The sequence below is a fragment of the Paraburkholderia ginsengisoli NBRC 100965 genome (assembly GCF_000739735.1).
In the GTDB taxonomy this organism is placed as follows: Bacteria; Pseudomonadota; Gammaproteobacteria; order Burkholderiales; family Burkholderiaceae; genus Paraburkholderia; species Paraburkholderia ginsengisoli.
The window spans coordinates 190,819-215,139 of the sequence record NZ_BBJF01000006.1; the positions used below are offsets into that span (position 1 = coordinate 190,819).

Here is a 24,321-nt window from a genome sequence, read left to right on the forward strand (position 1 = left end):
AAACGGACTCCAGCGATGTCCGAACTTCAGCGTCTTTGCAGAGAATTGCAACGAGGCTGGCGGGGTGCATCCTATTGACTAGTACTACGTCGGGATATCGAACAAGTTCGAAACTCCGGATTTCGCTCCGGAATCGCGCCGCCGGTGTGGACAAGCAATCGCGCTTCATGTATCGGAACAGCAGCGCGCGGACCATATCGTCACGGGTCCGGAGAACTACCAGTTCAATTCAAAGGGAATCGACGGGATAGCGTTGCGTTGCAACGCCGGGCGGACTTATAGCGGAGGAGAGGGATACAACCTGAGGTCGGACGACTACGACTTCTACTGATGGGCCACTGCGCGATCGGCAGCGGCGAGATATACAACCACGTTCACGGCTCGCAGGACTACGGTACAGGACCCCAATGCCGAGGACCGGACCGCGCCATTGCGATTGCCCGGTGGATGGCCACGCATCTTCTTTAGCAACGCCCGGTGCCACCGTCTAGCGGCCAACATGGCGTGTGACAAACCATCGCAACGATGGGCCGCTTTCCTCCCTGCCACTGGACGCGAAAGCAGCCCCGCCTTTCTAATCGGCTCGCACCACCTGACAAAGGAACTGCTTCAACCGCGCGCTGCGAGGATGATCGAAAACCTCCTGTGGCGTTCCGGTTTCAATGATCTCGCCCTGATCCATGAACACGACGCGATCCGCGACCTGCCGCGCGAATCCCATCTCGTGGGTCACGCAGATCATCGTCATGCCGGAGTCCGCGAGTCCGATCATGGTTTCCAGCACTTCCTTGATCATCTCGGGATCGAGTGCCGAAGTCGGTTCATCGAACAGCATGATCTGCGGCTCCATGCACAGCGCGCGTGCAATCGCGACCCGCTGTTGCTGCCCGCCGGACAGTTGCCCCGGATATTTGTGCGCCTGCTCGGGGATGCGCACGCGCTCGATGTAGTGCATCGCCAGCGCCTGCGCGTCGGTTTTGGACATCCGCCGCACGTGGGTCGACGCCAGCATGCAGTTCTCGAGCACAGTCAGGTGAGGAAACAGGTTGAACGACTGAAACACCATCCCGACCTTGCGGCGAATCGTGTGCAGCGTGCGGACATCGTCAGTGAGTTCGACGTTATCCACGAGAATGCGTCCCTGCTGATGACGTTCGAGCCGGTTGATACACCGGATCAACGTGGACTTGCCCGAACCCGACGGCCCGAGAATCACGACCCGCTCGCCCGGCGCGACGTTCATGCTGACGTCGCGCAGCACGTGAATCGCGCCGTACCACTTGCTCACACGGTCAAGTTCGACCGCCGGCACGCTCGCTGTCCGGCCCTGCTCTGCAACGCTCAACGTCGCTTCCATTGCGCTTTCCTCGTAAGTGTCCGCGAGTCGTGTCATCGCACCGACTTCCTGAATCTGCGTTCGATCCGCGACTGGATCACTTCGAGCACCATCGACAGCAACCAGTAGATCACCGCTGCGGAAATCAGCATCTCCATGTGACGGAATTCGCGCTGGCCTTCCGTGGTGGCGACATAAGTCAGCTCCCAGACACCGACCACCGACACCAGCGAGCTGTCTTTCAGCATCGCGATGAACTGGTTGCCGGTCGGCGGAATGATGACCCGCAAGGCCTGCGGAAGAATCACGAGCCGCATCATCATGCTGTGACTGAGACCCAGCGCGCGGGCCGCGTCCCACTGTCCTTTCGGAATGCTTTGAATGCCGGCGCGGAAGATTTCCGTCATGTACGCGCCGTAGCACAATGACAGCGCCGCGACGCCGGCCGGAATCGGGTTCACGATATAACCCAGTTGCGGCAGGCCGAGATACAGAATGAAAATCTGCATCAGCAACGGCAGCCCGCGAAACAGCGACGTATAAAACGTCGCAACGCCGATCGCAATGCCATTCGACGACAACTTGGCCAGCGCGCCGATCAGTGCGAGCGCAAACGCAATCGCGATCGAAATCGCCGAAATATACAACGTCGTCGTGGCGCCTTGCAGGATCAGGTAGCCGATCTTTCTTTCGATGAATTCGAAGGAAAGATTGAACGTCGAGAAGAAGAGCACGACCAGCAAAGCCAGTTCGCACCATACGACGATCACCTGCAACCGCAACGACAGACGCAACAGCAGATAGCAATTGGCGACCAGCGCGGCGATCGCCACCGCGCCGCCCAACAGCTTTTTCAGCAAGCCCGCGTCGACGCCGAGTGCGGGCAGCCCGTGCGTGACACCGGCGATCCAGTCGGGCGCAAACTGCACCGCGTAATATCCGCCGATCAGCAACGCGCCCAGCAAAACGAGGACCGGTCCCGGGTTGCGCTTTTCGACGCCGGTGGCATCTTCTGCAAACATGTGTTCCTCCTGTGCGCCGCGCGCTGCGTCAAGCCGCGCGTTCGCGCATGAAATCCATCAGCTGGTAGTACCAGTAAGTGAGCTGAACGGCCGCCGTGCCGGCGGGACCGCCGTTCCATTCGAGGCCGAACGGTGCGAACAGTCGATAGCGGTCGGTTTCGCCGGTGATGCCCTGCGCGATCAAACGGCCGCCGATTGCTGTCGTATTCATGCCGTGACCGCCGAAACCCATGCAGTACCACACACCCGTCTGCAAGCTGCCGATCAGCGGCATCAGATGCCTCGCATACGACATGCGTCCCGACCACGCGAGTTCCACCTTCAACGCGGCCAATTGCGGATAGGTATCGACCATGCGCTGACGCAGCACTTCGGCGAGCCGGTCCGGTTCGGAGAGGCGCGTCGTGATCATGCCGCCCCAGAGAATGCGCTCGCCGTCGTCGACGACGCGGTAGTAGTCGCTCGCGCGGCGGCTGTCGCCCACCGACGCGCGGGTGCGAATCGCCGAAGCGATCATGTCGCGCGCCGGTTCGGTGACGAGCATGTATGTGGAAATCGGCAGATAGCTGCGCGCGAGTTGCGGCACGACGGTGCCGGTGTAGCCGCCGCAGGTGAACACCACGTCGCGAGCGGACACGCTGCCGTGCGCGGTCTTCAGACGCTTGACGGCGGACGAGGTATCCATCGACAGTACTTCAGAATCTTCGAATACCTGCCCGCCGAGCCGCTCGATTTCCGCAACCAGTGCCCGCGCGTAGTTCAGCGGATGGAAATGGAAGCCTCGTTCGTTATAAATGGCGTGCCGATATTTGTCCGACACCAGCAGTTCGCGAACTTCTTCATGAGATTTGAAGCTGACGTCGTACTGAAACTCGCGAGCGAGCCACGCCTGATACGCCTGCATTTCCGCCGTGTTCTCGTGACGCGACACGCGCAGCACACCGTTCACCGGCTGCGCTTCCCGAATATCGAGTTGCCGGATGTTCTCGGCGACGATGTCGACGCCCTCTATCGACATCCGATAAATCGACTTCGCGTCGTCGACGCCCACGCGCTGCGCGATCCGTTCGAAACTGGTCGAATAGCCGGGACTCACCACGCCGCCGTTGCGCCCCGACGCGCCCCACGACACACGCTGCGCTTCGAGCAGAATTACGGAGCGGCCACGGCGCAGCAACTCCAGCGCCGTCGTGATACCGGCCATCCCCGCACCGACGATGCATACGTCAGCCTGCACAGCGCCGCTGAGCGACGCTCTCGGCTCGACCGTTCGAAGTGTCCGGGTGTAATAGGTATCGAGGTAAGAAGCCATCTTCCGATTCGTGCCGGTTGTTGTTCTTGTCGAGCAGACAGGCAGGCGGCGGCACAGGCCGCCGCCGCGTCACATACTTCAGGATGCTTACTTCGTGTAGTCGTGGCTGAACCACTTCATGCTGATCTTCGTGAGCGTGCCGTCCTGCTTCATCTGCTGGACCACGTCGCCGACTTTCTTGTTCCACTCCGGATCGCCCTTGTCGGCCACGATCGCGAGCGGCTCGCGATACGCGTAGTCGGCCGGGATGATCTTCACCGGATAGCCGCTCTTGATCGCGGCGAGCGCCGTTTGCTCGGGCGTGACGATGCCGTCCAGCCGCTTGCCGTCGCCGATGCGCAGATCGTCATACGGCAGCATCGAGTCCGTATAGGTCTTGATTTCCTTCGGCTTCTGCGACATGTATTTGAACGCCGGCACGTCCGGGCCCGCGATGTCGAGGTGATTGCGCACGTAGTCTTCCGACGTGGTGCCCGCTTCCACGCCAATCACCTTGCCGTTCAGGTCGTTACGCGTGGTGGCTTTCGAGTCCTTGTTCACGACGAACACATAAGGGCTGTAGTAATAGACGGCGGGGAAATCGAGCAATTCGGCGCGCGGTTTGGTGGGCGTCACCGAGAGCACCGACAGGTCCCAGCGACCGTGCCAATGCCCGCCCGTCATCAGACTGAATTGCGGCGTATCGAACGACACCTTCACACCCAGGCGTCGGGCAATCTCTTTCGCGACGTCGATATCGAAGCCGTCGAATTCATGCTTATCGTTCAGGAACGCTTGCGGAGGCCATTTGCCGCTCGTGGCGACCACCATGTTGCCGTTCTTCGTGACGCGGTCGAGCGTGGCGCCCGCATGGGCGCTGAAAGCGCTCAGCGCGATGCTTGCGCCAATAGTGAATCCGAGCAGGCGGTTCAAAACGGTCGTAGCCATATTGCGTGTCTCCTGGTGTTTGTTTTTCGTGCCGGCCGCCTTGGGAAACCCGCTTCCGGCCCATCCACGTTGGCGCGATATTAAGTCACGAAAAGAACCGTCGCCATTGACAATTCGGCAACAGGTCATTCCGAAATCGCATCAAGTGGTGAGCGGGATCGAGCTTGCATCGAAGGATCGCGAAGGAGGCGCTCGCAATCGGGCATGTCGCGTGCTACCGAATTTCCGGCTGAGCCACCACGATCCGACAGCCCATATCAATAGACCCGTAGAACCAACAGGAGCCAGACGATGAAGGCTAGAACACTCATTTGCACGGCGGCGCTGGCCGCCCTCTGCGCGTCGCAAGGCGCGGTCGCACAGGTCGCCGGCCTGCAACCGCTCGGCGGCACGGTCGAGCAGACCAATGCGTTACTCAAGGGCTGGAGCGTGCGTCGCGCGCTTGTCGACGAGCCGGTCTACAACGACCTCAACGACAAGATCGGCAGCATCTACGACGTGATCATTGCGCCGGACCGCAAGGCGACGTACGCGGTCGTGTCGGTGGGCGGCTTCCTCGGCATGGGCAAGCACTACGTGGCGATTCCGGTCGACCACTTCGAGATTCGCGACGGCAACCTGTTCCTCGCGGGCGCGACGAAGGAAGCGCTGAAGTCGGTGCCGAGCTTCGAGTACAACAAGCTCGAAAAGGCGACCAAGCCGCGCAAGGTCAGCGCGGAGTAGCCGATTCCGGGGCGCGGCCGGTGGTCAATGACCCGTGGCCGTGACCAGTTGCAGCGGCGTTTCGATCGTTCTCGACAGGTCTCTCTGCTTCTTGTGTTCGGTCACCGCCTTCAACGCCACATCGATGCCGAAGATGGCTTGCCGATCGGCGAACTGATTGATCGTCGCGAGCACGCGGCCGTCGGCGAGCAACGGCTTGATCGCGTCGACCGCGTTATATCCGGTGACATACACCCCGCCGCTGCGGCCCGCGTCGCGAATCGCGTCGACCGCGCCCATCGCCATGTTGTCGTTGCCGCATAGCAGCGCGCGAATCTGCGGGTGCTCGGCGAGCATCCTCGACGCCACGTCGCGGCCCTTGCCATACTCCCAGTTGCCCGCCTGGATCGCGACGACCTTCATGCCGGCGGTGTCCATCGCGTCCTTGCTGCCGGCCGTGCGTTGCTGCGCGTTGCGATCCACGGCAATGCCCTCGATGATGCCCACCTGATCGCCTGCCTTCAGCCGCGCGGCGAGATACTGGCCGACCTGCGCCGCTCCCTTGCGATTGTTCGGTCCGACAAACGGCACCGAGATACCGGCCGCCACCTGCGACGCGTCGTCGAGCGGGTTATCGATCGCGATCATGATGATGCCGGCCTTGATGCCGCGCGCGACCACTGCGGTGAGCGCCTTCGAGTCGGTGGGCGCAATCACGATCGCGTTCATCTTCGCCTTGATCATCTCGTCGACCATGCGGATCTGCGCGGCCGTGTCGGTCTCGCGCGCGGTGCCCCGAATCGTCAGGCCGAATTGCGATGCGTAATGCCGCTGGTAATTCCGCGCGGCGTCGGCCATGGCCACCGTGAACGGATCGGCGAGCGACTTCAGCACGAGCGCGATATTCGCCATGCTGCCTTGCGCGTCGACGCGTGTCGCGCCGCCGAGGCCGACGGCGCTCAGCGCGCCGGCAAGCAGCACGCGGCGGCGCATGTTCTGCTTCATGGGTTCTCTCCTTGCGGACCTGGCTGGCGACTCTCCGTACCGCGTTCGCACGAATACGAAGCGAGCCGCCGATCACACATAAGCCCGTGCATGCCGTTCATCGCGCGCCCTTCGGTTGACTCTCCAGTTGGCTCGGCGGTTCACACGTCAGTTGCCCGTTCAGCGCGAGCACACTGGCGACGATGTCGTCGAACAGCGGCCGGCTGTCGATCGCTTCGCTCAGGCAGGCGTCCTTCAACGCGACGAGCTTCACCGCCACGTCCGCGTGCGCGTCCAGTCCATCGCAGCGCTCGATCAACTCTTCGAGCAGACAACCGTACGCCCTGACTTCCAGGCGCTGCAGCGCGACGCCGGTATCGCGATCGTCGGCGGCATAGAACGACGCCGCGCCGAAGTCGCCCAACAACGCGCGCCCCGCGCCGCCATGCAGAATATTGTGTGCATACAGATCGCCGTGCATCACGCCTCGCCGATGCAAATGACTCGCCGCCGCCGCGATCCCGTGCGCGATGCCCAACGCCGAGCGCGGATCGAAGCGCGTGCCGGCGTCGTAGATGTCGCGCGTGCAGGACGCGAGGCTCGGCGGACCGGCGAGGTTCGTGAATTGCGGATCGATCAGTTCCATCACGAGACCGTGCGTGTCGGCCGGATGGTCCTGCACTTTTCCCGCTACCGGAATCAGGTTCGCATGGTCGCCGCCTCGAATGCAAGCGGCCATTTCGCAGTCGGGCAAACCATCGCTGGTTACGGCGCCCTTGAACAGTTTGACGGCGACGGCACGCGATTCGTGTGACGCATGCTCCTGATCGTCCAGAAGCCGCGCGCGATAGATGACGCCGGACGCGCCCTCGCCTAGCGGCTGCTCGAGCGTCAACCGGTCCCAGCGAATCCCGGCGATCGGCGTGTCGCGCAACGCGGCCGTCTCCAGCGCTTCGCTGAACGGATTACCCGCATACGCGAGCCATGAGAGCCGTGGCATGCGCAACAGCCAACCGGGCAACGCGTCGAGCCGGTTCGCCGCGAGACGCAGCAGTTCGAGCCGCGAGCACGCGGCGAGTTCATCGGGCAGCGTGCTCAACCGGTTGCCGGCCAGCATCAGCTTCTGCAATTGCGTACAGCCGCCGATCTCAGCCGGCAATGCGTCGATCTCGTTGTCGGTCAGGATCAGCCAGCGCAATGACGGAGCAAGCGCGCGACCCGACACCGTGCGAATGCGGTTCGCCTTGAAGCCGACCATGCTCAATTGCGAGCACTCGCCCAGCACTTCCGGCAACTCGGTGAACGGATTGTCGGACGCGAACAGAATGCGCAGATTGCGCAGTCGCGGCAGATCGTCGGGCAGCGCGGTAAGCGCATTGCCCGACAGGTCGAGTACTTCCAGCGTGTCGGCAAGATCGAAAATCTCGCGCGGGAATTCGCTCAGGCCGCACGCCAGTTTCAGCTGGCGCGCGCCGGTCAATCGTCCGGCCCGCAGTTGTTCTAGTGTTGTCGTCACAGTGGTGGGAGAGCGGTGCGCGTCGTGTCGAAGGTATCAATTCTACTGAGTCGCGAGCCGGATGCGCTCGCGGCTCTTTGCAGGAACATCCTATGAATGCAAGCGCAAAGGGCGGTACAGTGACAGGCCGGCTTACGGGCACGAATGAAATAGCAAGATCTGGAGCGTCTACAGAGAGCACGGGGCTCACACTGTCGAATATCGGCGCGCTGTCGGCGCGGATTCGCAGACCGGCCTCGTCCGCCTCTGTGCCTCCAACCAGTCAGGAGCAAGCAAAGTGACGTACGCATACAAGTTGATGGAGTCGCCCGTCGGTCAGTTGAAGCTCGTCGCCAACGGCGAGCGCCTGGCCGCGATTCTGTGGGAAAACGACAAGCCGAACCGGGTCCGTCTCGGCGAACTGGTCGAAGCGAATGATCGCGCCGTGCTGATCGAAACCGAGCGGCAGCTGAACGAGTATTTCGCCGGCACGCGCGACCGGTTCGACCTCGCGCTCGACTTTCAGGGCACCGAGTTCCAGAAGAAAGTCTGGCAAGCGCTATTGACGATCCCGTTCGGCCAGACGCGCAGCTACGCGGAGATCGCGCGGCAGATCGGCAACGTCAACGCGGTGCGGGCAGTCGGCGCGGCGAACGGCAGGAATCCGATCTCGATCGTCGCGCCGTGTCATCGCGTGATCGGCGCGTCCGGCGAGCTGACCGGATTTGCCGGCGGACTTGCAAACAAGATGCTGCTGTTGTCGCTGGAGGCAGGGCAGACTTCGCTGGAAGCGGCGACGCCTACCCGGGCACAGGCGCAAATGCCGATGCCGATGCGGATGGACACTTCCACGCGAGCAACCGAAGGCAAGGTTGCAGCGAAGCCGACACGTCATGCGCCGAGCCAGGGGACGCAGGCGTCGCTGTTCGGCAACTGAGCGCGAGTGAAGTGCGGCGCGGTGAGCGCCGTGAACGTCAACGATGCGTCAGCGGCTTCTTCGCTCGCGGAGCCCTGATTCCTGAGGCGCGCAATGGAAATAGCGCATACGGAGCGGGCAATGCGCGGGCATCGTGGCGGTTCATCGTTCAAGCCGCCACGACACCTGATGCACCTCACGCCCGCTTCGCCCATTCCTCCCGCAGGATCGCGGCCGCCGCCGTCGCCGCGACCTGGCAGCCGAGGACGATATGCTCCTCGGCCGTATCCTCGATGAAGTCGTGACTGACGCCGCCGATACTTGGCACGAACATCATGCAGGCCGGCATGCAGCGCGCGATCACCTGCGCGTCGTGCGCCGCGCCGCTCGGCATGCGCAGCCATTGCCCCGGCGCGACCGTGTCGGCTGCCTGGGCCAAATGCTCCGCGAGCGCCGCGGACATGCTGACCGGTTCCATCGGCTCATCGATGGTCGTCAGCTCGACGCGCACGCCGTTGCGCGCGTTGAAGTCACGCACCAGGTCGGCGAGCCGCTGTTCCATCGCCCGCAAGCGTGCGGCATTCGCGTCGCGGAATTGCAGGTACATGTCGGCCGCGCCCGGCACGACGCTCAATGAGCCCGGGTCGAGCTCGATGCGGCCCACGGTCCACACGGTGTCGGCATCCGCGAGTTGGGCGAACGCGTCGTTCATCGTTGCGATAAAAGCGACCAGCGCCGCGCCGGCGTCGCGGCGAATCGCCATCGGCGTGGTGCCGGCATGGTTGCGCTGACCCGTGAAACGCAGGCGCAACTCGCGCAGCCCGACGATCGTCGTGACCACGCCGATTGCTTGTCCCGCCGCTTCCAGCCGGCCGCCCTGTTCGATATGCGGCTCCAGATACGCGACCTGGCGGCCGGGTTCGAAACGCGCGCGCGGCCGCGCGGCCAAACCCGCGGCGTCGAGCACGTCGGCGAGGCGCTCGCCTTGCCGGTTCGTGGCGCCGCGAATCGCTTCGTCGACGGGATCGCCGACGAAACTGCGGCTCCCGAGCAGACCCGAGAACGTGCCCTCTTCGTCGATCCACGACGCGACGTCCACCGCGAGATGCTTCGTGTCGTCGTGTTCGGCCAGCGCGCGAGCAATCTCCAGACCGTAGATCACGCCCATCGCGCCGTCGAGCCAGCCGCCGGTCGGCTGCGTGTCGGTATGGGAGCCGATCACGAGCGCGGGACCGCTATTGCGCGAGCGACCGAACACGGTGCCCACGCCGTCGATGCCCGCGTCGAGCCCCGCTTCCGTCATCCGCGTGACGAGCCACTCGCGCGCCGCGAGGTCCACCGGCGACAACGCCAGGCGAACCACGCCGGGCCCGGTCGCGCCGAAACTGCGCAGCTGCTTGAGGTCCGTCAGCAACCGGTCCGGATCGATCTTCACCACGTTTTCATCTCCTTTGATTGATGGCCCACCATGCGGCGGCTAAGCAAGCCATAAGCTTGGCTCGTTACTATCGGTCAACGCAAGTCCAATTGAAGCATCGCTCCGCTCGGACCGTGATGGCCGTCCTCTGCGAGCCGCGTCCACTATAAGAATGTCCGGTATGAATACACTCGAAGCGTTCAATCAGACGCTCTTCCTGATGATCGACGCCACGCCGTCGACACCGTCGGCGCTGATCGGCGTCGCGCGTTTCATCGCCGACTACGCGATCTATCTCGTGCCGCTGTCGTTGCTCGCGATGTGGCTGTCCGGCGACGCGCGCCGCCGCGAAACCGCGCTGCACGCGTGCTGCGCGACGCTGCTCGCGCTCGTCATCAATCAGGTGATCGGCATGCTCTGGCCGCATCCACGGCCGTTCGTGATGGGCGTTGGTCACAGCTTTCTCGAGCACACATCAGACCCGTCTTTCCCGAGCGACCACGGCACGATCTTCGCGTGCATCGCGCTGACGTTGCTGCTGGACGGCGCGACGCGCTATGGCGTCGCGATCCTGCTAACGGGTCTCGCGGTGGCGTGGGCGCGTGTGTTCGTCGGCGTCCATTTTCCGCTCGACATGGTCGGCGCAATCGGCGTGGCAGGCGTAGCCGTGTTCCTGCTCGCGCCGTTCTGGCCGTGGTTCGGCGGGAGCGTCACGCGCGCCCTGGTCGTGGTGTATCGCAAGCTGCTGGCCGCGCCCATCGGGCGCGGCTGGTTATCGCGCTAACGCGGTGCCGCGCGTGGACCCGATCGGCGCGCCGCTTACTTCCACAGCGTGCGGCCGAAGAACGTCAGCGTGCGGTCCCACGCGAGTTGCGACCAGACCGGATCGAACTGCGTCTTCGCGATGCGGCCCGGCCCGACCGCCGTTTCATTGGCGAACGCGTGATGCGCCAGATAGCGATGGAACTCGACGTCGACGTTGGCTTCGTTCAGCTTCTTCTCCAGTGCGTCGACGGTTTCGGCGGGGAAGAATTCGTCCTGCGTCGCCCAGTGGCCAATCACCGGCACCCTGATCTTCGACGCGTCGATGTACTCCAGCGGCGGGAAGCCATACCACACCACGCCGGCCGCCACGTCAGGGACGTTGCACAGCGCGAGCCACGTGAGCGCGCCGCCCATGCAATAGCCGGTCACCGCGACCTTCGCCGCGTGCTGCTTCAGATACTGGACGGCGCCGTGCACGTCCTGGGTCGCGGCGTCGCCGAAGTCGAGGCCGTCCATCAGGTGGTGCGCCTCGTCCTCTTCGACCGTCGTCTTGCCGCGATACAGATCGGGCACGAGCGCCAGATAACCGGCCTGCGCGAGGCGGTCCGCGACGCCCAGAATCTGCTCGTTCAAGCCCCACCATTCCTGAATCACGACGATGGCGGGCGCGCCCTCCAGCTTCTGCGGCTTGGCCAGATAGCCCTGAAGCTGCTTGCCGTCGGGGCGGCTAAAAGTGACCATCGATCCTGCTCGCTGTTTCATCGCTTGCTCCTCGGTTGGACGAAGCCGCTAGCATAGCGCCAGAGTGGCAGGTCTTGCCGAAGGCCGGCGCGCGCTCAGTACGACTTGTACGGCAGGAACTTGCCGCTGAGCACCACCTGCACGCGGTCGCCGTTCGCATTCGGCTCGCGCTGGATGTCCATCGAAAAATCGATCGCGCTCATGATGCCGTCGCCGAACTCTTCATGGATCAACTCCTTGATCGTCGTCCCGTACACGTTGACGATCTCGTACCAGCGATAGATCAGCGGATCGGTCGGCACGGCGCTCGGCAGCGAGCCCTTGTACGGGACGATTTGCAGCCATGCGGTTTCTTCGTCGGTCAAGTCGAACAGCTCGCGCGCGACGCCGGCCTGCTTCGCGTCGAGCGTCATCTGGCCGAGCAGCGCGGCGGTCGTCCACTCCTTGCTTTTGCCGATCTTCGCGGCAATCTCGGCCCACGTCAGCTTGCCGGCGACCTTGGCGGCGACGATTTTCTTCGTGACTTCATTACGGTCCATCATTCAGTCCTTTTGAAAAGTCAGGCATCACACGGGAGCAGCGTGCATTGATAGTATCCGGAACCGGACGCGGCAAAAAAACAATCCAGCGCACCCCAAAGATGATTCGCACGTCAATCGAACGCCGTCTCTTTTAAATAGGGATTGATCGAAGTCATGCAATTAACATTAAGACATCGGAACTTTCGGATAATTAACTCAGAGTTGACCGAGTGACAAAATTTATGAATCCGGTTATGCTCAATAACATGCTTTCTAGTTTAAACTCACGACTGCAAAGGCAGCCAGTCAAGCTTGCCGCGTGCCGTCGTTGTTTAGAACGCCGTATTGCCCGATAACCGTTCAAGCCGGTATCAAACGCGAGGTCCGTTATGCCGTGGGCTAATCGCAAGATTGGCAGGCTAAAAGTCTCTCAGGTTCTGGCAAGCAATCCTCGGACGCCAGAATCTTTAGGCCGACACATCGTGTCGGCCTTTTTTATTGCCGAAGCCTTACAAGAAACTTTGCGGCGTCAGGCGACAAAATCATGCGTCAAATCCCAATTAATAGGTACAGCGCGAGCCTGGGCCGATTCATGATTTCCGTTCGAAACCGCTAAATCAACTGGCTCGTCAGGCAATTCGAATTACGAGAAAGATTAGTTGACTTGTTTGGCGGAAATATTGCTTGCCCGCGCAGAGTTGCGTTCATACCGTTCACGCCGTACAACGCAAAGCGGACATCGTCGCGATTCGACAGGCGAGCCGTGGTCGAACGCCGGTCTGCAAACAGGCCGATAATCGCAGGACCGACAGCAACCATGTTGCAGGGGAGACAGCACGGTCATGCGCAACCTCGACGAGAACACGATCACCGACGCAGTTCTGGCGCGCCACGCGCACGCCGATAACGAACGATTGAAGACCATCGTCACGAGTCTCGTGCGGCATCTGCATGCGTTTGCCCGCGAGGTCGATCTGACTTCATGCTGAACCGATCGGCGTGACACAACGGCACCGTGCAACGCTAACGCGCGGCTGAAAGGCCGAAGGCCGGTCGCTGCCCTACACGGTCCATACCCATTCACTCTACGACTTCACTCTCATGAAAAAACGTGCACTCATCGTCGGCGCAAGCGGCATTGTCGGCAGCAATCTCGCGGACCGCTTACTGTCGAGTGGCTGGCAGGTGGCGGGACTATCGCGCGGCCGCACACCGGTCTCACCGGCGATCGAATCGATCACCGCCGACCTCGCTTCGGCCGACTCGGTCAGCGACGCGCTGGCCGGCAAATCGTTCAGCCACGTGTTCTTCACCGCGTGGTCGCGTCAGGCCACCGAGCAGGAGAACATCCGCGTGAACGGCGCGATGGTTCGTCACGTGATGGACGCCGTGGGGCCCGCGGGCTCGCTCACGCATGCCGCGCTCGTGACCGGGCTGAAGCATTACCTCGGTCCATTTGAAGCGTACGCGACCGGCGCGGTGCCGATCACACCGTTTCGCGAGGAGCAAGGCCGCCAGCCGGTCGACAATTTCTACTATGAACAGGAAGACCGCCTGTTCGAAGCGGCAAAGCGCCATGGGTTCAGTTGGAGCGTGCATCGTCCGCACACGATCATCGGTTATGCGCTCGGCAATGCGATGAACATGGGCGTGACGCTCGCGGTCTACGCGACGCTCTGCAAACAGACCGGTGAGCCGTTCGTCTTCCCCGGCTCGGCGGCGCAATGGAACAGCCTCACCGACATGACCGACGCTACGCTGCTCGCGCGCCACCTCGAATGGGCCGCGACGTCACCGAATGCGCGCAATGAGGACTTCAACGTAGTGAACGGCGACGTGTTCCGCTGGAAGTGGATGTGGTCGCGCCTCGCCGATTACTTCGGTATCGAAGCCGCGCCGTTCGATGGCGAGGTGCGTCCATTGGAAGGGCGCATGCAGGACGCCGGCAACAAATGGTCGGAGATTGCGGCGCGCTTCAATCTGAAGGAAGCGGACGTCGGCAAGCTCGCATCGTGGTGGCACACCGACGCCGACCTCGGCCGTCCAATGGAAGTGCTGACGGACATGACGAAGAGCCGCAAGGCCGGCTTCCTCGATTATCAAAGCACGCCCGACGCGTTCTTCGCGCTGTTCGATCGTTTGAAGGCCGAGCGGGTCATTCCGCAATGAGCGAACGACGCCCGCCTACCGCCGACTGAACAACGGCGACGCGTGACTCGCGGCGGCAAGTTCCGCGGCCGCCGCGAGCAGCGTCGAGCCGAGATTCTCCATGCGCTTTTCGTCGAGCCGCACGAGCGGCCCGGCGATACTGATCACGCCCATCGCCGCATAGCCGCGTCGCTGCACCGGCGCGGCCATCGCCGTCATGCCGGGGGCGAAGACTTCGTTGATGGTCGCGTAGCCCCGCTCGCGTGCGGCGTGCACGAACTTGAGCAAGCCGCTGATCGTGGTCGGCGCGTTCGGCCCGTATTGTTTCGGCTGGCCGAAGCCCTGGCGCGAGACGAGTTCGAGCGCGCGTTCGTCGGTCATGGTCATCATCCATGCATGGCCGGTCGCGCTGCACGAGAGGATCGTGTCCATACCCATGTCCGGGTCGTAGCGCAGTCCCTTCAACGCGCCTTGCGATTTCGCGACCCACGTGAGCCGGTCGCCATCCACGATCGCGAGCCGCACCAGTTCGCCCGACTTCTCGGCGAGGCGGTCGAGCATTGTCTGCGCGATGTCGACGATGCCTGACGTCGCGAGAAAGCCGAGACCCAGGCCGACGAGTTTGGTGGTGAGCACGTAGTCGCCATGCTCGCGCAACTGCCGCACGTAACCGCATTGCTTCAGATCGACCAGCAGCCTATGACACGCGCTGCGCGGAATATCGAGCTCGTCGGCGATCATCGCGAGCGGCGTGCCTTCCATTTGCGTAGCGAGAAATTCGAGTACTGCGAGAGTGCGTTCGGTGACGCCGGGCATATCTGTCTCCATGCAGGGGCTTATTCGAGCCCCATGCAAAGCTGTTTTTGTCGTACCGCTGCTTACCGGCCGTAGCCGCAGTTTTGCACATCGTGAGATCGAATTCCACCCTGGAATGGCGTACCACCCACCGATGCTAAGCTGTTTTCAAGGCGGCGATTCCGGCGTACGGACATCGCAAACGCCGAGTGACCCGATCAGACAATAGAGCGGAAGCAGGAGCACGGCGGGTGTTATCGCCCCCGCGTTCACACCCGCCTCCGCATAGCAGACCCACAACAACGACGTTGCATGGGACCAGAGTAACGCGCCGAAGCGCGCACTCCGGTCGACAAAGGAGACGACATGATTCAGGATGCACAGCCAGGCTCGCACGCCGCGATGCGCACGCGAGCGGTCACCGCCGCCGCCATCGGCACGGCGCTCGAGTGGTTCGATTTCACGCTATACGGCGCACTTGCCGCGACGATTTTGCCGCGACTGTTTTTCCCGTCGATGGACCCGACCTCCGCGCTGCTCGCGTCGCTCGCGACCTTCGGCGTGGGCCTCGCCGCACGGCCGCTCGGCGCGATCATCTGCGGACATCTGGGCGACAAGCTCGGGCGCCGCAATCTGATGCTGGGCACCGTCACCGTGATGGGCCTTGCGTCGATGGCGATGGGCGTGTTGCCGACCTATGCGAGCATCGGCGTATGGGCGCCAATCCTGCTCGTGCTGCTGCGCATTCTGCAAGGCTTCGCGCTCGGCGGCGAATCGACCGGCGCGCAACTGATGGCGATCGAACACGCGAGCGCCGACAAGCGCGGCAAATACTCGGGGCTGCTCGGCCTGTGCTCGCCGCTCAGTCAGATCATGGCCAACGGCGTGCTGCTTCTGCTGTCGTCGACGATGTCGGCTCAAGCATTCGATTCTTATGGCTGGCGCATCCCGTTCGTGCTGAGCTTCGTCCTCGTGATCGTGGGCGTGTACATCCGCTTGCGCGTCAGCGAAACGCCCGCGTTCGTCGCGCTGCGTAAAACGGAAGTCGTCCACGTGAGCAGCCCGCTGCGCGATGCGCTGCGTCTGCACTGGCGCACCGTGCTGCGCTGGATGCTGTTCTTCTGCGGACCCGCTGCGATCTTCTATCTGATCGTCGTATTCTCGCTCAGCTACATCACGAAGACGCTCGCGATTCCTAAGCAGACCGGCTTTCTGCTGCTGATGGGCGCGAACGTCTGCGCAATCGTCGGCGCACTGGCGGGCGGCATGCTGAGCGACCGCATCGGCCGCAAGAAGGCGCTCGCGATCGGCTCGACCGCGACGCTGCTGATGCTGTTCTTCTACTTCCAGATTCTTGACACCAAAAGCTTCCTGCCGATGCTGGCCGCGATGGGCTTCTTCCTCGGCTTCACGCAGTTTCAAAGCGGCATTCAGCCGGTCGCGTTCGCCGAGGCCTTTCCGACCAACGTCCGCTACTCCGGCTCGGCGCTTGCCTATACCGGCGCGAACCTGGTGGCGGGCGGCCCGATGCCGGTGCTGGCGGTGTGGCTGTTCTCGGTATGCAACGGCTCGCCGTGGGGTGTCGTCGCGGTGTGCGTGGTCTTCAACGTGATCTCGCTCGTGATGATTCTGACCGCACGCGAAACGCGCGGCATCGACATGAATCGCACCGACTCGGCCGCGGCCGTGAGCGGCGAAGCAGACTCGCGGCAGCCGGCGTGAGCAGCGGCCATCGCACGTCCGTGCCGGCGACGAATTGAATTTGCAAACACGCAACCAGCAACAGGCGACTGAACAATGACTGAACTCGTTTATGTATTGAATGGCTCGAATCTCAACATGCTCGGCAAGCGCGAGCCGCATCTGTATGGCACGACCACGCTTGCGCAGATCCAGCAGCAGGTCGAAGCGCTAGCGACGAAGCTCGAACTCACCTGCGAGTTCCGCCAGACCAACAGCGAGGCGACCATGGTCGACTGGCTGCAGGAAGCATTCGAGCGGGACGCCGCGGTGATCATCAATCCGGCGGGGTTTTCGTTCGCGTCGGTGCCGGTGTTCGACGCGGTCAAGCTGATCGAGCGTCCGCTGATCGAGCTGCACATCACCAACATTCACAAGCGCGATGAAACCTACCGTCATTCGTTGGTCTCGCGCGCGGCGACCGGCGTGATTTGCGGACTCGGCGCGAACGGCTACCTGGTCGCTTTGCAGGCGATGGCGATGGCACTCGGCAAGAACCCACATTTCGGCTGATCCAAAACACGTGGGAGGGCAAAAGAGATCGTATCTCTGCCGCTCCATGCCTGCCGTGCCCGCGTGGCACGGCATTTTTTTGCATGAAATTCGCGCAAAATAGTTTCTGATAAGGGAAAACCCGTATAATTCTCGGCAAGAGGTCAGACAACTTTCGCTTATAGTCGTCAAGACCCTGGCTCGCGCTCCGCCGCGCGGCGCCCACCCTGAACAGCCCTTTGCCAGCTCCGTGAACCCGACTGCCACTGCACTGCCCTTCCGAAACGCCCTCTTCGCGATGCTCGGCATCGGCCTCGTCAACATGCTGGTCGCGCTCGACCAGACGGTCGTCAGCACGGCATTGCCGTCAATCGTCGCCGAACTGCACGGCTTCGAATACTTTGCGTGGATTGCCAGCGCGTACCTGCTGGCGTCGGTGGTGACGGTGCCGGTGTTCGGTCGGCTCGGCGACTACTTTGGCCGCAAGCGTTTCGTGATCGCCGCGGTGATCACCTTCACGGTGGCGTCGGTGTTGTGCGGCCTCGCCAACGACATGCTGTTTCTCGTGATCGCGCGCGGTCTGCAAGGCGTCGGCGGAGGGATGATGGTCGGCACCGCGTTCGCGTCGATACCGGATCTGTTTCCCGATGCCCGCACGCGCGTGCGCTGGCAGGTGGTGCTCGCCGCCGCATACGGCATCGGCACGGCGGCGGGGCCGTCGCTGGGCGGCTGGATGAGCGAGCACTGGGGCTGGCGCTCGACCTTCCTGATCAACCTGCCGGTCGGCGCGGCCGCACTGTATTTCATCTGGGCGCATCTGCCGAGCTTCCGTCGTCCGCAAGAGGGCGAGGTCAAGATCGACTGGCTCGGCGCGGCGCTGGTCGCGGCGGTGCTCGCCGGTTTGCAGACTTTCATCGAAGCGGTGCCGAAGAGCGGGCTGACCACCGGCAACGTGATTCTCGCGGTGTGCGTGATCGTCGGCGCGATCGCGTTGTTCATCTGCGAAAAGCGCGCCACGCATCCGATCATTCCGCTCGACCTGTTCAAGGACGCGCAACTCGTGACGCTGTTCACGCTCGGCATGCTGTCCGGCTTCGTGATGTTCTCGCTGATCTTCTTCGCGCCGCTATTGCTGCAAGGCGGTTTCGGCCTGTCGCCGCAACAGGCCGGCCTGCTCGCCACGCCGATCGCCGCCTGCATCGCGCTCGGCAGCTTGCTGAATACGCGCATCGTGATTCACATGAAGAAGCCGACGCGTATTCTGACCATCGGCTTCACGCTGCTGATGTTCGCGTCGATCTCGCTGGCGTTCGCGAATCCCGGTACGCCGCATTTGCGCATCGTCCTGCCGATGGCGGCGGTCGGCGTCGGCCTCGGCTTCATCCTCAACAATCTGAATGTGTTCGGGCAGGAGATCGCCGGGCGTGAACGCTTCGGCATCACGACTGCGCTGCTGCAGTCCACGCGAATGGTGGGCGGCATGCTCGGCACGAGCATCGTCGCGACCGTGGTGCAGCATCACTATCGCGATGTCGTCACGCGCACGATGAGCGTGCTCGGCGAACCGGCGGCGTCGCAATGGCAGCCGCGCTTCGTCGACCTGCGCATTCTGATCGATGAGGCGTCGAGGACCGCGCTGATCGCGGATATGAAATCGTCAGGACTCAATACGCTCGCGTTGATCGATACGGCGCGCGATGCGCTGGTGCAGTCGATTCATATCGGCGTGTGGCTGACGGCGGTGGCGTCGCTCGCGGCGGCGTTGCTCGTGCAGCGGATCTCGCACGTGGTGTTTCGGCGCAGCTGACCTCACGTTGGGATCGTTGGCGAGCGCGTTCTTTCCGCGCTCGCCGTCCATCTCACTCACGCATCACCGCACGAGGCATGGACGCTTGTTGTCGAACTTCCAGTTCGGGATCAGGTACTGCATCGCCACGCCGTCATCACGCGCGCCCAGGCCATGCTGCTCATACAGCGCGTGCGCCTTCTCGATCTCGTCCATATCCAGTTCGACACCCAGCCCTGGCGCCTGCGGCACCTTCACCTTGCCGCCGACGATCTGCAACGGGTCACGCGTCAGACGTTGACCGTCCTGCCAGATCCAGTGCGTGTCGATCGCGGTGATCTTGCCCGGTGCCGCGGCGGCCACGTGCGTGAACATCGCCAGCGAAATGTCGAAGTGATTGTTCGAATGCGAGCCCCACGTGAGGCCCCAGTCGTTGCACATCTGCGCGACGCGCACCGAACCCTGCATGGTCCAGAAGTGCGGATCGGCCAACGGAATGTCCACCGACTGCAACTGGATCGCGTGACCCATCTGACGCCAGTCGGTGGCGATCATGTTGGTCGCCGTCGGCAGACCGGTCGCGCGACGGAATTCGGCCATCACCTCGCGGCCCGAATAGCCGTTTTCCGCGCCGCACGGATCTTCCGCATACGCGAGCACGTCGTGCTGATCGCGGCACAGGCGCACTGCTTCGGCGAGCGACCATGCACCGTTCGGATCGAGCGTCACGCGGGCGTTGGGGAAGCGTTCCGCGAGTGCGGTGACCGCTTCGATTTCGGCGTCGCCGGCCAGCACGCCGCCCTTGAGCTTGAAGTCGTTGAAACCGTAACGCGCCTGCGCGGCTTCGGCGAGCCGGACCACGGCTTCCGGGGTCATGGCTTCTTCGGTGCGCACGCGGTCCCAGTCGTCGCGGCCATCGGCGCCACTCGCATAGGGCAGATCGGTCTTGTTGCGATCGCCGATATAGAACAGATAACCAAGCATCTCCACTTCGTCGCGTTGCTGGCCTTCGCCAAGCAACGCCGCGACCGGCACGTTCAGATGCTGGCCAAGCAAATCGAGCAGCGCGGCTTCGAGCGCGGTCACCGCGTGAATGGTGGTGCGCAGATCGAAGGTCTGCAAGCCGCGCCCGCCCGCGTCGCGGTCGGCGAACTGCGTGCGTGCCCGGTTCAGGATCGCTTGCAGATTCCCGATCGACTGGCCGACAACAAGCGGCCTCGCATCGTCGATCGTCTTGCGAATGCTCTCGCCGCCCGGCACTTCGCCGACGCCGGTATGTCCCGCGCTGTCGCGCAGAATCACGATGTTGCGCGTGAAGAACGGACCGTGCGCGCCGCTCAGATTCAACAGCATACTGTCGCGGCCGGCGACCGGAACGACGCGTAGCTCGGTGACGATCGGCGTGGCGTTCGATTCAGAGAGTTTCGTGGACATGTGAATAGATGTGGAAAGGTGCGGGAGGCTCGTAATTCGTGAGTGGAAGTGGTGTCGTCAGTGCAGTCAATGTGCTTTGCCGGACGACGCACCGGCTCCGCCGCTGCCCGTGCCGTTTTACGCAGGGCGAAATGACGAATCCGCGTGATATGTTGTCTGATGACAGTCTATCTTGCTATCGCTACTCCAGAATTGAGTGTTTACCCTATCAGCCAATATATACTAGGGTTTCAGCGATGTTTTTGGCCATTTTAGCTAGCGACCTGGGCCCAGCCAGCGGCAAATAAAGACGTCTGATGACTTGGTCTTATCACTGATCCCGATTTTAGAGATACGTACCAAAGCGCCGTCGAGCGCGCGGGAATCAAGTTAAGTCCTGTGCGATACTTCGCAGGAAATCCAGCCATAGCGTGCTTGCCACGCGGGCCCGCCCGATGAAGGCCGGGTCAGCAAACCGTCCGACACGGTCACGCGTTTTCGCGAGCGTCTGCATTCCAGCCGATTAGTCAAAAAGCCACAAAAATGAGCAGCCTAACTGAGAAAGTGGTGGCCACCCTTTCCGATGAAATCCGACGCGGCACGCTGCGGCCGGGCGATCGTATCCCCACCGAAGTCGCGATGATGAAGCAGCTCTCCGTGAGCCGCTCCGTGGTGCGCGAAGCCATCTCGCGCCTGCAGGCGGCCAAGATCGTCGAGACGCGTCACGGCATCGGCACCTTCGTGCTCGCCCCTGCTTCCGAAAAGCCGATGCAATTGCCCGCCGCCGATCTGTCGAGCATGCTCGACGTGATGGCGATCATCGAATTCCGTATCGACGTCGAAGCGGCGTCGGCCGCGCTCGCCGCCGCGCGCCGCACCGAGCAGAACCTCAAGCAGATTCGCGCGGCGCTGGCGCGCTTCGAGTCCGAACTCGAACGAGGCAGCACGGATACGGTGGCGCACGACATCGAGTTCCATCTGCAGATCGCGCGTGCGAGCGGCAACCGTTATTTCTTCGACGTGCTCAGCCAGCTCGGCCGCGCGGTGAGTCCGCGCACGCGGCTCGGGTCCGCCGAGATCGCGGAACTCGACCATATCGAGCATCTGCGCAACGTGCTCAGCGAACACCAGATGATCTATCGCGCGATCGAACGGCAGGACGCCGACGACGCGCGCGCGGCGATGCGCATGCATTTGAGCAATAGCCGCGAACGGCTGCGGCGCGCGCATGAGTTGAGTAAAGCGGGCGGGTGAAGGTAGAGGCGCAACGGGGTTGCGCTGCTCGTGACGCGTTGCGCGAAGCGGAGCCGTTCGCATCGATCGGAAGAACGTGCGGTTTCGAAGTTTTGCAGCAGGCCTGACAAGGAGCCTCCCATGACGCCGCCCAATCCAACCGGCCGTTCCGCTATCGCCACGCCGGCTCCGGCGGCGCTTGCCCCCGGCGAGAACGGGGTATCCGCGAGCGCGATGGACCGCTTCGGCTCGCTCAACGTGTTCGTGCGCGCCGCCGAAACGCGCAGCTTCACCGAAGCGGGACGACAGTTGGGTATTTCGTCGTCGGCGGTCGGCAAGGCGATTTCACGGCTCGAAGGACGGCTCGGTGTGCGCCTCTTTCATCGCAGCACGCGCAGCATCGCGTTGACGCCCGAGGGCGCGACGTTCCTGACGCGCTGCCAGCGCATCATCGAAGAGATCGAGGCCGCCGAAGCCGAACTCGCGCTCGCCACCGCCGCGCCGCGCGGACGGCTGCGCGTCAGCATGCCGTTGGTCAGCACGCTGATGATGCCGGTGATCGGCGCGTTCATGAAGGCGTATCCGGACATTACGCTCGATATCGATTTCTCGGACCGGATGGTCGACGTGATCGAAGAGGGCTTCGACGTCGTCACGCGTACCGGCGACGCCGCCGACTCGACGCTCGTCACGCGCACGATGGGCACGTTCCGGCAAGTGATCGTCGGCTCGCCCGCCTACTTCGCGCGACGCGGCGTGCCCGCAGAGCCGGAGCAACTGCGCGAGCATGCGTGTCTGCAGCATCGTTTTCTGACTACCGGCAAATTGCGCCGCTGGCCGTTGAGCCGCGACGGCGAGACGCTGGATATCGAGTTGCCGACCGTGGCCATCGCCACCGCCGTCGAGCCGTTGATCTCGCTCGCCGAACAGGGGCTGGGGCTGGCGTGTACGCCCGACTTCATGGTGCGCGCGCAGTGCGCCGACGGCTCGCTGGTTGCCGTGCTGCAACCGTATCTGGATAGCCCCAGCGTGTTCCGGGCACTGTGGCCATCGGGGCGGCAGATCTCGCCGAAGGCGCGGGTCTTCGTCGATTATCTGGGCCAGCATCTGTTTCCGGTTTCCGCTGCGGCCGCGCGCGAGGGTGTGGGTGAGCGCAATTGAGGGGCGGGCGTTGCGTGAATGCTCCCGCGCGCTTTCAAACTCTTCCATCGTTTACTCCGCATAAGAAAAAGCCGGCGTGCTCAACATCGAGTTGAACACGGCGGCCATTTCCATTTCGTCCATCCTCGCTTCAACGACCCGCTCGCTTACGCCTCCACGGTCTCTTCGTCATAAAACGGATAGTCGGTGTAGCCCACTTCGGTGCCGCCGAAGAACGTGGGCCGGTCATAACGGTTGAGCGGCAGATTGCGGCGCAAGCGTTCCGGCAGATCCGGGTTAGCGATGAAGTCGCGGCCGAACGCCACGAGGTCGGCATCGCCATCGGCCAGAATCGCTTCTGCCGACACGCCCTTGAAACCGCCCGCCGCGATGATCGTCCCTGGATAGTGCTTGCGGATCGTCTGTGCGGCGACCGGGTTCGGATCGCGGCTTTCATCTTCGACGTTGCCGGCAATGCGCGGCTCGATCAGATGCAGATAAGCGAGATCGAGTTTCGCGAGCTGCGCCGCGACGTAGGTGAACAGGCCGACCGGATCGCTATCCGACATATCGCCCCACGAACCGCTGGGTCCGAGGCGCACGGCGACCCGCGCGCTGCCCCACACGGAAATCACCGCACGGGTCGCTTCCATCAGTAGCCGGGCGCGATTCTCGAAGGAGCCGCCGTATGCATCGGTGCGCCTGTTGCTGCCGTCCTGAAGGAACTGGTCGAACAGGTAGCCGTTCGCACCGTGCAACTCGACGCCGTCGAAGCCCGCCTTCATTCCGCGTTCGGCCGCCGTGCGGAAGCTCTCGACGATCGCAGCGATTTCGTCGATCGCGAGTGCGCGGTTCGGCGTGTTCGGCACCCAGCCGGCCTGCGTATAAGCGACGCCGCCATGCGGGACTTCGGACGGTCCCACGGGTCGACGTCCATCGGGTTGCAACTCGGCATTCGACTGACGTCCTGCGTGGTAGAGCTGCAGGAAAATTCTGCCGCCCTTCGCGTGGACCGCGTCGGTGACTTCGCGCCAGCCGGCGATCTGGCTGTCGTCGTAAAGGCCCGGGGCGCCGAGATAGCCGTTGCCTTCAGGCGCGGCGATGGTCGCCTCGCCGATCAGCAACGCGCCGGCCGACGCGCGCTGCGCGCAATACTCTGCCATCAGGCGGCCGGGCCGCGCGCCTTCTTCGGCGCGCATGCGCGTCAACGGTGCGAGCACGACGCGGTGCGCGAATTCATAAGGTCCCACTTTGACTGACGTGAAAAGCTTGCTCATGATGTTCTCTCGAAAGTGATCCGTGAATGACTGCCGCCAACCGCTCGATGCGTTGTCTGGCGTTGGATCACAATCTATAGTCGCGGCCCGTTGGGAAAAATGGGCCGCGCCTCCGAAGACTTCGGACCGGGCGGTCCGCAATGCGCGGCAACCCTTGCC

At 63.0% G+C, this 24,321-nt stretch carries 21 protein-coding genes and 1 pseudogene; 10 read left to right on the forward strand and 12 right to left on the reverse strand.

Going from position 1 to position 24,321, the window contains the following annotated elements:
• Positions 1 to 574: 574 nt before the first annotated feature.
• The 4 genes from BGI01S_RS13840 to BGI01S_RS13855 all read right to left on the reverse strand — a co-directional run bounded on the left by BGI01S_RS13840 (position 575) and on the right by BGI01S_RS13855 (position 4,597).
• Entirely contained in the window at positions 575 to 1,357 is a 783-nt protein-coding gene (locus tag BGI01S_RS13840; protein WP_042326804.1) for an amino acid ABC transporter ATP-binding protein, read from the reverse strand.
• 32 nt (positions 1,358 to 1,389) lie between these two features.
• A complete protein-coding gene (locus BGI01S_RS13845; RefSeq protein ID WP_042326333.1) occupies positions 1,390 to 2,358 on the reverse strand; it encodes an amino acid ABC transporter permease in 969 nt (322 codons plus the stop codon).
• A 28-nt stretch (positions 2,359 to 2,386) separates the two neighbouring features.
• Entirely contained in the window at positions 2,387 to 3,670 is a 1,284-nt protein-coding gene (locus BGI01S_RS13850) for an NAD(P)/FAD-dependent oxidoreductase (RefSeq protein ID WP_042326334.1), read from the reverse strand.
• An 87-nt stretch (positions 3,671 to 3,757) separates the two neighbouring features.
• Complete coding sequence (locus BGI01S_RS13855; protein ID WP_157004170.1) at positions 3,758 to 4,597, reverse strand: transporter substrate-binding domain-containing protein; 840 nt, start codon at positions 4,595 to 4,597, stop codon at positions 3,758 to 3,760.
• Between the two features lie 291 nt (positions 4,598 to 4,888).
• Here BGI01S_RS13855 and BGI01S_RS13860 point away from each other — a divergent pair, with 291 nt between their 5' ends.
• On the forward strand, positions 4,889 to 5,320 hold the full coding sequence (locus BGI01S_RS13860) for a PRC-barrel domain-containing protein (protein ID WP_042326335.1): 432 nt from the start codon (positions 4,889 to 4,891) through the stop codon (positions 5,318 to 5,320).
• 24 nt (positions 5,321 to 5,344) lie between these two features.
• On the opposite strand, the gene BGI01S_RS13865 is transcribed toward BGI01S_RS13860, so the two are convergent.
• Both BGI01S_RS13865 and BGI01S_RS13870 read right to left on the reverse strand, forming a co-directional pair.
• Entirely contained in the window at positions 5,345 to 6,304 is a 960-nt protein-coding gene (locus tag BGI01S_RS13865; protein ID WP_042326336.1) for a substrate-binding domain-containing protein, read from the reverse strand.
• Between the two features lie 97 nt (positions 6,305 to 6,401).
• The gene (locus BGI01S_RS13870; RefSeq protein WP_042326337.1) at positions 6,402 to 7,799 is read right to left on the reverse strand and encodes a leucine-rich repeat-containing protein kinase family protein; all 1,398 of its coding nucleotides are present in this window, start codon (positions 7,797 to 7,799) and stop codon (positions 6,402 to 6,404) included.
• 277 nt (positions 7,800 to 8,076) lie between these two features.
• Here BGI01S_RS13870 and BGI01S_RS13875 point away from each other — a divergent pair, with 277 nt between their 5' ends.
• Complete coding sequence (locus tag BGI01S_RS13875) at positions 8,077 to 8,715, forward strand: methylated-DNA--[protein]-cysteine S-methyltransferase (RefSeq protein WP_042326338.1); 639 nt, start codon at positions 8,077 to 8,079, stop codon at positions 8,713 to 8,715.
• A gap of 175 nt (positions 8,716 to 8,890) precedes the next feature.
• Here the strand turns inward: BGI01S_RS13875 and BGI01S_RS13880 are convergent, their stop codons facing one another.
• Positions 8,891 to 10,132 (reverse strand): Zn-dependent hydrolase, encoded by a 1,242-nt coding sequence (locus tag BGI01S_RS13880; protein WP_042326339.1) that lies wholly within the window; start codon positions 10,130 to 10,132, stop codon positions 8,891 to 8,893.
• A gap of 160 nt (positions 10,133 to 10,292) precedes the next feature.
• On the opposite strand from BGI01S_RS13880, the gene BGI01S_RS13885 reads away from it, so the two are divergent.
• Positions 10,293 to 10,895: a phosphatase PAP2 family protein gene (locus BGI01S_RS13885; RefSeq protein WP_042326340.1), complete on the forward strand. Its 603-nt coding sequence runs from the start codon at positions 10,293 to 10,295 to the stop codon at positions 10,893 to 10,895.
• A 35-nt stretch (positions 10,896 to 10,930) separates the two neighbouring features.
• Here the strand turns inward: BGI01S_RS13885 and BGI01S_RS13890 are convergent, their stop codons facing one another.
• Together BGI01S_RS13890 and cynS are read right to left on the reverse strand one after the other, a co-directional pair.
• The gene (locus tag BGI01S_RS13890) at positions 10,931 to 11,638 is read right to left on the reverse strand and encodes a dienelactone hydrolase family protein (RefSeq protein ID WP_042326341.1); all 708 of its coding nucleotides are present in this window, start codon (positions 11,636 to 11,638) and stop codon (positions 10,931 to 10,933) included.
• 74 nt (positions 11,639 to 11,712) lie between these two features.
• Positions 11,713 to 12,156, reverse strand: coding sequence for a cyanase (gene cynS, locus BGI01S_RS13895; RefSeq protein WP_042326342.1), 444 nt, complete (start codon positions 12,154 to 12,156; stop codon positions 11,713 to 11,715).
• An 824-nt stretch (positions 12,157 to 12,980) separates the two neighbouring features.
• Between cynS and BGI01S_RS29570 the strand changes: the two are divergent.
• Both BGI01S_RS29570 and BGI01S_RS13900 read left to right on the forward strand, forming a co-directional pair.
• Positions 12,981 to 13,118 (forward strand): annotated as a pseudogene (locus BGI01S_RS29570) (dioxygenase); the annotation flags it as partial.
• 121 nt (positions 13,119 to 13,239) lie between these two features.
• Positions 13,240 to 14,307: an SDR family oxidoreductase gene (locus tag BGI01S_RS13900; RefSeq protein ID WP_042326343.1), complete on the forward strand. Its 1,068-nt coding sequence runs from the start codon at positions 13,240 to 13,242 to the stop codon at positions 14,305 to 14,307.
• Between the two features lie 15 nt (positions 14,308 to 14,322).
• On the opposite strand, the gene BGI01S_RS13905 is transcribed toward BGI01S_RS13900, so the two are convergent.
• Complete coding sequence (locus BGI01S_RS13905) at positions 14,323 to 15,102, reverse strand: IclR family transcriptional regulator (protein WP_042326344.1); 780 nt, start codon at positions 15,100 to 15,102, stop codon at positions 14,323 to 14,325.
• A 345-nt stretch (positions 15,103 to 15,447) separates the two neighbouring features.
• On the opposite strand from BGI01S_RS13905, the gene BGI01S_RS13910 reads away from it, so the two are divergent.
• The 3 genes from BGI01S_RS13910 to BGI01S_RS13920 all read left to right on the forward strand — a co-directional run bounded on the left by BGI01S_RS13910 (position 15,448) and on the right by BGI01S_RS13920 (position 19,120).
• The gene (locus tag BGI01S_RS13910; protein ID WP_042326345.1) at positions 15,448 to 16,803 is read left to right on the forward strand and encodes an MFS transporter; all 1,356 of its coding nucleotides are present in this window, start codon (positions 15,448 to 15,450) and stop codon (positions 16,801 to 16,803) included.
• 75 nt (positions 16,804 to 16,878) lie between these two features.
• Positions 16,879 to 17,334: a type II 3-dehydroquinate dehydratase gene (locus tag BGI01S_RS13915; RefSeq protein ID WP_042326346.1), complete on the forward strand. Its 456-nt coding sequence runs from the start codon at positions 16,879 to 16,881 to the stop codon at positions 17,332 to 17,334.
• Positions 17,335 to 17,611: 277 nt separating this feature from the next.
• Positions 17,612 to 19,120, forward strand: a complete 1,509-nt coding sequence (locus tag BGI01S_RS13920) for an MFS transporter (protein ID WP_042326347.1) — start codon at positions 17,612 to 17,614, stop codon at positions 19,118 to 19,120.
• A 63-nt stretch (positions 19,121 to 19,183) separates the two neighbouring features.
• On the opposite strand, the gene gudD is transcribed toward BGI01S_RS13920, so the two are convergent.
• Positions 19,184 to 20,533 (reverse strand): glucarate dehydratase, encoded by a 1,350-nt coding sequence (gene gudD / locus BGI01S_RS13925; RefSeq protein ID WP_042326348.1) that lies wholly within the window; start codon positions 20,531 to 20,533, stop codon positions 19,184 to 19,186.
• A 522-nt stretch (positions 20,534 to 21,055) separates the two neighbouring features.
• Here gudD and BGI01S_RS13930 point away from each other — a divergent pair.
• Together BGI01S_RS13930 and BGI01S_RS13935 are read left to right on the forward strand one after the other, a co-directional pair.
• Entirely contained in the window at positions 21,056 to 21,766 is a 711-nt protein-coding gene (locus BGI01S_RS13930) for a FadR/GntR family transcriptional regulator (RefSeq protein WP_042326349.1), read from the forward strand.
• A gap of 213 nt (positions 21,767 to 21,979) precedes the next feature.
• Entirely contained in the window at positions 21,980 to 22,906 is a 927-nt protein-coding gene (locus BGI01S_RS13935; protein ID WP_174447413.1) for a LysR family transcriptional regulator, read from the forward strand.
• A 146-nt stretch (positions 22,907 to 23,052) separates the two neighbouring features.
• Here the strand turns inward: BGI01S_RS13935 and BGI01S_RS13940 are convergent, their stop codons facing one another.
• Positions 23,053 to 24,162, reverse strand: a complete 1,110-nt coding sequence (locus BGI01S_RS13940) for an alkene reductase (RefSeq protein ID WP_042326350.1) — start codon at positions 24,160 to 24,162, stop codon at positions 23,053 to 23,055.
• Positions 24,163 to 24,321: the final 159 nt, after the last annotated feature.

Coding starts and splice junctions, on each gene's coding strand:
- BGI01S_RS13940 (WP_042326350.1), bottom strand. CDS start 24,162: ATGAGCAAGCTTTTCACGTCAGTCAAAGTGGGACCTTATGAATTCGCG.
- BGI01S_RS13860 (WP_042326335.1), top strand. CDS start 4,889: ATGAAGGCTAGAACACTCATTTGCACGGCGGCGCTGGCCGCCCTCTGC.
- BGI01S_RS13910 (WP_042326345.1), top strand. CDS start 15,448: ATGATTCAGGATGCACAGCCAGGCTCGCACGCCGCGATGCGCACGCGA.
- BGI01S_RS13905 (WP_042326344.1), bottom strand. CDS start 15,102: ATGCCCGGCGTCACCGAACGCACTCTCGCAGTACTCGAATTTCTCGCT.
- cynS (WP_042326342.1), bottom strand. CDS start 12,156: ATGGACCGTAATGAAGTCACGAAGAAAATCGTCGCCGCCAAGGTCGCC.
- BGI01S_RS13850 (WP_042326334.1), bottom strand. CDS start 3,670: ATGGCTTCTTACCTCGATACCTATTACACCCGGACACTTCGAACGGTC.
- BGI01S_RS13865 (WP_042326336.1), bottom strand. CDS start 6,304: ATGAAGCAGAACATGCGCCGCCGCGTGCTGCTTGCCGGCGCGCTGAGC.
- BGI01S_RS13900 (WP_042326343.1), top strand. CDS start 13,240: ATGAAAAAACGTGCACTCATCGTCGGCGCAAGCGGCATTGTCGGCAGC.
- BGI01S_RS13845 (WP_042326333.1), bottom strand. CDS start 2,358: ATGTTTGCAGAAGATGCCACCGGCGTCGAAAAGCGCAACCCGGGACCG.
- BGI01S_RS13915 (WP_042326346.1), top strand. CDS start 16,879: ATGACTGAACTCGTTTATGTATTGAATGGCTCGAATCTCAACATGCTC.
- BGI01S_RS13935 (WP_174447413.1), top strand. CDS start 21,980: ATGGACCGCTTCGGCTCGCTCAACGTGTTCGTGCGCGCCGCCGAAACG.
- BGI01S_RS13930 (WP_042326349.1), top strand. CDS start 21,056: ATGAGCAGCCTAACTGAGAAAGTGGTGGCCACCCTTTCCGATGAAATC.
- gudD (WP_042326348.1), bottom strand. CDS start 20,533: ATGTCCACGAAACTCTCTGAATCGAACGCCACGCCGATCGTCACCGAG.
- BGI01S_RS13855 (WP_157004170.1), bottom strand. CDS start 4,597: ATGGCTACGACCGTTTTGAACCGCCTGCTCGGATTCACTATTGGCGCA.
- BGI01S_RS13890 (WP_042326341.1), bottom strand. CDS start 11,638: ATGAAACAGCGAGCAGGATCGATGGTCACTTTTAGCCGCCCCGACGGC.
- BGI01S_RS13920 (WP_042326347.1), top strand. CDS start 17,612: ATGCTCGGCATCGGCCTCGTCAACATGCTGGTCGCGCTCGACCAGACG.
- BGI01S_RS13885 (WP_042326340.1), top strand. CDS start 10,293: ATGAATACACTCGAAGCGTTCAATCAGACGCTCTTCCTGATGATCGAC.
- BGI01S_RS13840 (WP_042326804.1), bottom strand. CDS start 1,357: ATGGAAGCGACGTTGAGCGTTGCAGAGCAGGGCCGGACAGCGAGCGTG.